General features: G+C 65.8%; 7 protein-coding genes. 4 read left to right on the top strand and 3 right to left on the bottom strand.

Translation table 11 applies throughout. From position 1 onward, the window contains the following. Positions 1 to 402 precede the first annotated feature (402 nt). Genes ETD86_RS51705 through ETD86_RS51695 form a run of 3 tightly spaced genes read left to right on the top strand, consistent with a single transcriptional unit; the run spans position 403 to position 1,764 of the window. A complete protein-coding gene (locus ETD86_RS51705; RefSeq protein ID WP_138673953.1) occupies positions 403 to 834 on the top strand; it encodes a roadblock/LC7 domain-containing protein in 432 nt (143 codons plus the stop codon). A gap of 2 nt (positions 835 to 836) precedes the next feature. Further along, complete coding sequence (locus ETD86_RS51700) at positions 837 to 1,202, top strand: DUF742 domain-containing protein (protein WP_211370870.1); 366 nt, start codon at positions 837 to 839, stop codon at positions 1,200 to 1,202. Beyond that, positions 1,183 to 1,764 carry a GTP-binding protein gene (locus ETD86_RS51695; RefSeq protein WP_138673951.1) on the top strand — a complete coding sequence of 194 codons (582 nt, stop codon included), beginning with the start codon at positions 1,183 to 1,185 and terminating at the stop codon, positions 1,762 to 1,764. Before ETD86_RS51700 ends, ETD86_RS51695 begins: the two co-directional genes overlap by 20 nt. Before the next feature lie 154 nt (positions 1,765 to 1,918). Here the strand turns inward: ETD86_RS51695 and ETD86_RS51690 are convergent, their stop codons facing one another. The 3 genes from ETD86_RS51690 to ETD86_RS51680 form a co-directional block, all read right to left on the bottom strand. Next, positions 1,919 to 2,944: a DUF4331 family protein gene (locus ETD86_RS51690; protein ID WP_138673950.1), complete on the bottom strand. Its 1,026-nt coding sequence runs from the start codon at positions 2,942 to 2,944 to the stop codon at positions 1,919 to 1,921. 28 nt (positions 2,945 to 2,972) lie between these two features. Beyond that, on the bottom strand, positions 2,973 to 3,395 hold the full coding sequence (locus ETD86_RS51685) for an ATP-binding protein (RefSeq protein WP_138673949.1): 423 nt from the start codon (positions 3,393 to 3,395) through the stop codon (positions 2,973 to 2,975). Between the two features lie 125 nt (positions 3,396 to 3,520). Further along, complete coding sequence (locus ETD86_RS51680; RefSeq protein ID WP_138673948.1) at positions 3,521 to 5,416, bottom strand: PucR family transcriptional regulator; 1,896 nt, start codon at positions 5,414 to 5,416, stop codon at positions 3,521 to 3,523. Between the two features lie 320 nt (positions 5,417 to 5,736). Between ETD86_RS51680 and ETD86_RS51670 the strand changes: the two genes are divergently transcribed. Then, positions 5,737 to 6,345, top strand: a complete 609-nt coding sequence (locus ETD86_RS51670; protein ID WP_138673946.1) for a hypothetical protein — start codon at positions 5,737 to 5,739, stop codon at positions 6,343 to 6,345. Positions 6,346 to 6,485: the final 140 nt, after the last annotated feature.

Below are 6,485 nucleotides of genomic sequence, written 5' to 3'. Positions count from 1 at the left end.
ACGCCAGGCTCACTTTTCTCGCCCAGGCCTTCCCCCGGTTCCGGACAGGACACCCCAGTGCTGAGCGACCACGGCGCCAGTGCCCGCCCTGACGGTTCGTCCGAAGCTTGGAGGAAGCAGAGCGTCGGCGCGCCCGCCCGGCAAACGGAGGAGCGGACCGACCTCGGTCCTCCGAGAGGCACCGGCCGCCGCCCGGAACTGCCGAAACGTCGCCCTCAGGCGAACATGGCGCCCGAGCTTCTCAACGCTCCCGCACCCCAGGATGACGATGCGGACCCCGGCATTGATCATGGGCTGATGGCGTCATTCATGAAGGGGATGCGCAGTGGCCAGGAAGAAGGCCGGAAAGACGGGACTGGTAACACCGGTCTGTAGAACATTTAACCCAGAAGGAGCGTCCCATTGAGCGCCGTCTCGTCGAACAAGATTTCCGATCTCGCCTGGCTGCTGAAGGGCCTGTCCCAGGAGGTCCCTGGCATTCGGGGCAGTGTGCTGCTGTCCTCCGACGGACTGATGAAAGCCAGCCACGGTCTGGACCGCGACAGCTCGGAATATCTCGCGGCACTCGCCTCCGGACTTTTTTCCATGGCGCGGAGCGCCTGTAACAAGTTCGATGGCGGCAACGAAGTCCGCCAGGTCGTCACCGAACTCAAGTCCAGCCGGCTGTTCATCTCGTGGGCCGGCCACAACTCGGTTATCGCGGTGCTGGCGGGGGGAGACGCCGACCCGGCCGTCGTCGGTCTTGAGATGGCTCGGCTGATCAAGGCCGTCCGTCCCTTCCTGGACACGGCGATCCGCCCGCCGGCAGCTGGTTCTGGTGACAGGACCCGATGAACATGGCCGGTGACGACGAAGTATGGCTTGATGACGAAGCCGGCCCCCTGATACGTCCGTACACCGTGAACGCGGGCCGCACCCGCCCGACCGTGGAACTGGATCTGCTCTCATTGGTGGTCACCACGGGTCGGGCCGGTTCGGACGTGGATCCGGAACATGTCAAGGCTCTCGAGCTGTGCCACACGCCGGTCTCGGTCGTCGAGGTGGCGGCGAACCTACGACTTCCCGTGATGGTCACCAAGGTGCTCCTCGCGGATCTGGTGGACTGCGGAGCCATAGTCACCTGGGCATCGTCTTCTTCGTCCAGCCACGTCACCGACCGAGTTCTCCTGGAGAAGCTGCTCGATGGTTTACAACGAATCTGAGGTGCCCCCCACCCAGGTCAAGATTCTGATCGCGGGTGGATTCGGCGTCGGAAAGACGACCTTCGTCGGCGCGGCGAGCGAGATCGAGCCACTGAGCACGGAAGAGCTCATCACGGCGGCCAGCATGGGCATCGACAATCTCAGCAGGACGGGGGACAAGTCCACAACGACAGTTGCATTTGACTTCGGCCGTATCACCATCCACCGGCATGACATCGTGCTCTACCTGTTCGGGACGCCTGGGCAGGAGCGCTTCTGGTTCATGTGGGACGAGCTGTCCGCAGGAGCGCTCGGCGCCATTGTGCTGGCCGATACCCGGCGGCTGCAGGATTGTTTCGCCGCCGTCGACTTCTTCGAGAATCGGGGCATCCCGTTCCTGGTCGCGGTCAACGAATTCGACGATGCGTTCCCCTATGAACCGGGAGAGGTGCGAGCCGCGCTCGAACTCGACGCCCGCGTGCCCATCTTGTTGTGCGACGCACGGGATACCGCTTCCGCGATGTCGGTACTCCGGTCACTGGTCCAGCATCTCCTCGCCGCCGCGCCCGCCCCTTCCGTCTGATTAATTTCTCCAGAACTCATCGCGGACCTGTCCACGCACGGACGCATGCCGGCGACCGTGTGAGCCGCCGGGTTCGGGCGGGCTGCACCTCTGGGAGTGGAGATGATCAGGTTGCCCTCCGCGCGGAGGGCACCCTGACCACCGGTGGATGGGGTCATGGTCGCGGTGCCACCAGCGAGGGCGGGGAGAGATAAGGGAAGCCTGTGCGGAGCGTCCCCGTGGCGGAGCTGGGGTCGAGGCCCATCGCGATCGGCGTGTTGAGCACCAGCCCGAACATGACTTCCGGCGTGCAGTCCGTCAGGCCGCGGCCGTTACGCCTGTTGGGAGTGAACTCCGCCGTCGTTCCGATCTCGTATCGCAGAATGTCGGGAAAGATCAGGTCGCGAACCTGGCGAGCATGGCCAGAGGGGTCCTGGTGGGTGCCCATGACGCTGACCACGTCCGCGACCAGCTTTTCTACGAGCGCCCCGTAGATGACGCGATCCTCGCTCGGCTGAGTGGTGTTGTATTCACTGGAGCGTTCGGTGTCGTCCGGATTGAAGATGGTGTTGACCAGTGGCTGCGCGCATCGGTTGATCTGGCGCCAGCCGCCCGCATCGGTCGGCAGGACGCTCGTCCCCCAGAAGCCGATGGAGGCCGTCTCGAACGCGGTGTCCGGGACCTCGACCACGATGGCGCTGACATTGGTGCCGTCGAAGACGTTCTGCGGGTTGTCGCGGTCCCAGCCGTCCAGGTTGAGCGGGCTGCCCGTGGCGACGGCCTTCACGACGGCGGTGACGACCGAGCCTTCGATGAAGAAGGGGTCCCCGGCCGGCCCCGCCCAGACGCGAACTCCAGCCTCCCCGGTGATCTCCTCTTCGGTCCGTCCCGTGGCCACGGTCACCCCGGTGGCGTCGCGGTTCCGCGCGTCCGCTCCGTCGAGCCTGCGAAGCTCGATCGACTGCCTGCCATCGGCCTCGCGGGCGCCGAAGGTGGCCCGATAGGTGATGTCCTCGACCGCGTCGCCGTCCACATCGATCTTGAACTCGTAGAGCGCTTCAGGATGGAAGCCGTCAGAGCCGGAGAGCGGGTTCACATTGATGACGAAGACGGTTCCCGATATCCCCCGGAAAAGATAGACATCGCTGATGTCAAGGCGCTTGTCCTGGCGGGCAAGTGGCGAGTCGAGATGGTGAGACATGGAGCTCCTTGGAAGCCAATGATTGGTGTCACGGGTGCGAGATGATCTGCGCCCACCAGATGACCTTGCCGATGCCCGACGCGGCCGCCTCGAAGCCCCAATCCTTGGCAAGGGCGTCCACAATGGTCAGCCCGCGATACTGCTCGTCGTCGTGTGCGGCCCGGATCAACAGGGGCGGGCGAGAGTCGGGATCGGAGATCTCGAAGCGCAGCGTGTCTCCGGACAGGCTGATGCGAAAGTGGATGAAGCCCGCTCTTCGCAGCTCGGGATGTACATGCTTGGCGGCGTTGGTGGCCACTTCGGAGGTGATCAATTTCGCGTCGTCGATGGTTTCCGCAGGCACCCCCCAGAGCGTCAGGGTGCTCTCTGCCATTCGACGTGCGACGATCGGCTGGAAGCCGTCCAGGTGCCATTCGCAGGACGTCGCCCGCTCCGCTGTTCCCTGGATCATCTGCCACCACTGAATTCGGGACGCTCAATCGTTTGATATGACGAATTCGATGTTATGGCGATCGAGGGGTTTCTTCCGGTTTCCATCTGCACAGTGATGCGGTCAGCCGGTTTCATGCTGCTGGGTCAGCCTGGGGTGAATGCCTTCTGCCAGAGGGCATGCCGCGGCCGGGAGGTGTCCTGCTGCGACAGCCTGGCTGATTCCAATATGCGGAAGGCGAGCACAATGTCGTGCCGTGCGGAAGGCGCGTTCAGCAAGGACCTGGAAAGCATGCCTTCAACGCGGACCAGGCGCTTGCGCGCGGCCGGCACGGATAGTCCCAGCGTCGACGCGGTCGTGTCCAGCCGGGCATTGCTCCTCAGCCAGGTCTGTACGGTCTCGAGAAGACGCGGGTCGCCCTCGTGAAGCGGGGTGAGATACGACTCCGCCCAGTGGAAGACTGCAGGAGTGCCAAGGAGCGCGTCCAACGTCGCTTCGCCGGGTTCGTCGTTGTCGGGCCGCGACGGCTGAGCGAGGAGGCGCAGCGCGAGCTGCGTTTCCGCCTGGGTGGCGAGATCGTTCAGATCACAGCCCAGGAGTCGCTCGATGTGGCGCAGCCGGGCGGACAGCGTGTTGCGGTGGATCTTCAGCTGGCGTGTCGCTGCGCTGAAGAAGGTGAGCCAGGACGTGAGGGTGTCCTTCAACTCCTCGGCGTCGGGATCCTGGCGGCGTTCGGGCTGATGAGCCAGCAGGGGGCGCAGCGATGTGGCCGCCCATCGGTGGCCGCCCGCGCCCAGCAACGATGCTAAGTCCTCGCGCGAACTGAATGTCGCGCACCGCGCGTCGATTCCCCTGGCGACCGCGAGCGCATGAAACGCGTGTTGGTATCCCGCCGCCACATCGCGCAGGTTCACCAGTCGCCCGGCTCCGACGTAGCACCCCGGGTTGCTCGCCACCAGTGCACGCAACGCCTGGTCCAGCGAGTTGTCCGCCTCTTCTGATGCGGCCGGGGCCAGGATGATGAGGTGGCGGGTATAGACGGGGCAGGACACGATCCACGCGCGGCCCTTGGTGACCTCGGCGCACCTCCTGGCGTAATCACCTCTGCGGTTCGCCGGGCATTCCACGATGTACACGCGGGTGAGATCGGGTAGCCGCGCCCCCAAAGCGCCGGCGACGCGTCTTGCCGCCTGGACATGGCCGAGCATGAGCAGATGCAGGACCGCCTCGCGGCTGTGCGACTCCGCCAGCTCGACCTGCCGCGAGTGGCGGCCGAGCTCTTCCATCCGCCACCGAAGCCACAGCAGGCTCCCTGCGTCGGACACCAGGCTCCGCATCTCGGAGGGGAACGGTTCGTCCCTGGCGACGATGAGAACCGGGTTCGGCTCCTGACTGCCGATGGACATGATGTGGGCGACCTGCGTGCCCAGGCTGATGGCGGCGGATCGGGTCTGCTTGGCGACGACGCGGCGGATGTCCTTCTCCGCCCGGGAGAAGAGCTCTTCCGGGTGCCCGGGGAAGGCGTACAGCGGAGAGCCGGAGGGGTCGACCAGCACCGCGTGCCCGGATATCTGCCGGGCGAGCCATTGCAGAAGACGGCTCAGGCCATCCGGCTGCAGCGCTATGCGCTGCATCGCCTTCAGCTGATGGGTGTGCTCGTGGAGCTCGCGCCGCTGTTCCTGGCGGATGACGCGGTGGATTCGGGCACAGGCATGTGGCGCGTCATCCGACACGGTGAGCAGCGGGACGCCGTGTTCTCTGGCGGCCAGCAGAGATTCCGACAGAGCGTCGTCTCCGATGGTTCCCGCCAGGATCACTCCGGCGGCGTTTCCCACGGCCGGCCAATCGATGCGCGGCCCGGCCGGCAGGACGAGCAGCACATCGTTCAGCGCGTGAATCGGCGTCCTGGCTCCCGCGCTCGCCGCCCACATCCCCTCGGCGACCGCTGCCACCGGCCTCCCGCCGTGCTGAACCACGTCCTCACGGTTCACGAACCGCAGGTCCAAGTCGGGCTGGCTCACCAAACCGCTCAGAGTTGGCATGCCTGCGTGCTCCTCTCCGACGCCGGCGAAGGACCGGCTCGTGTGGTCGCGCCCCACCGGGCAAGCCGCACCCAGGTGCCCAATCACACAAAAGTAGCGCCCGATGACAACAAGCGGATACGGTCGGTCGACTCGTGATAGCCGTCGCCCAAGGCGACGAGCTCGTTGCGGCCATCGGCCCGAACGTCGAACATCACCAGCGTGCTCGAGTCGGATGTTGGCGTCGATGCCGTGGACCCCCAGGCAGACCGCCCGGCTTGACCTTGACGCGACGTCAACCTGTCCAATGGGGGTGACGGAAGCCGAGGGAAAGGGATGGGATGGTCAGAGCCGCGCTACGGGTCCTGGGGTTCGAGCTCAAGGGCCTGGCCAGCATCGGTCTGTGGATCGTGCGCCGCCGGCACGGTGTGCCCGCGGGTGCGATCGCCGTGACGTACGCGAAGGAACAGGCGTTCACGTTATGGCTGATGTTGTTCGCCATGGCGGTCGAGACCGTGGTCGTGGACCTGCTGCTGGTCGCGACGGGGGTGCCCGACTGGATCCGGTTCACGGTGCTGATCGCCGACGTGTACGGGCTGCTATTCGGGGTCATGCTGGCCGCGGCCAGCTGCACCCGGCCGCACGTCGTCACGGCGGACGAGGTGCGCATCAGGTACGCCGCGTACTTCGACGTGCGGGTGCCCCGCGACCGCATCGCCGCCGTGCGCGTGAGCCGCAACGACAACGAGAGCCAGATGGTCTCGGTCAAGGACGGGCGCCTGAGGGTGGCGGTCGCGTCCCGGACCAACGTGACGATCGAGCTGACGGAGCCGGTCGCGTTCGTCCGGCCGCTCGGCAGCCGGGCCGAAGCCAGCGTGATCAGCTTCTTCGCCGACGACCCGAAGGCGTTGGCGAACGCCCTGGCGTCCATGGAGGGCACGAGCGTCTAGGCGAACCCTTTTTGCGGGGTTACGTTCCTTAGAGCACCATCTCGGGATCTTCCACCCTCGACCTCGGATGGAGGCGCCGCCATGAGATCAACCATCCTCGCGGCGATCGCAACGCTCCTGTTACCCCTGGCGGCCACCCC

Source organism: Nonomuraea turkmeniaca, from assembly GCF_005889735.1.
In the GTDB taxonomy this organism is placed as follows: Bacteria; Actinomycetota; Actinomycetes; order Streptosporangiales; family Streptosporangiaceae; genus Nonomuraea; species Nonomuraea turkmeniaca.
Note: the sequence above shows the minus strand (reverse complement) of the source record. Positions and strands in the feature narration are given on the sequence as shown.

Coding starts and splice junctions, on each gene's coding strand:
- ETD86_RS51700 (WP_211370870.1), top strand. CDS start 837: ATGGCCGGTGACGACGAAGTATGGCTTGATGACGAAGCCGGCCCCCTG.
- ETD86_RS51695 (WP_138673951.1), top strand. CDS start 1,183: ATGGTTTACAACGAATCTGAGGTGCCCCCCACCCAGGTCAAGATTCTG.
- ETD86_RS51690 (WP_138673950.1), bottom strand. CDS start 2,944: ATGTCTCACCATCTCGACTCGCCACTTGCCCGCCAGGACAAGCGCCTT.
- ETD86_RS51685 (WP_138673949.1), bottom strand. CDS start 3,395: ATGATCCAGGGAACAGCGGAGCGGGCGACGTCCTGCGAATGGCACCTG.
- ETD86_RS51680 (WP_138673948.1), bottom strand. CDS start 5,416: ATGCCAACTCTGAGCGGTTTGGTGAGCCAGCCCGACTTGGACCTGCGG.
- ETD86_RS51670 (WP_138673946.1), top strand. CDS start 5,737: ATGGTCAGAGCCGCGCTACGGGTCCTGGGGTTCGAGCTCAAGGGCCTG.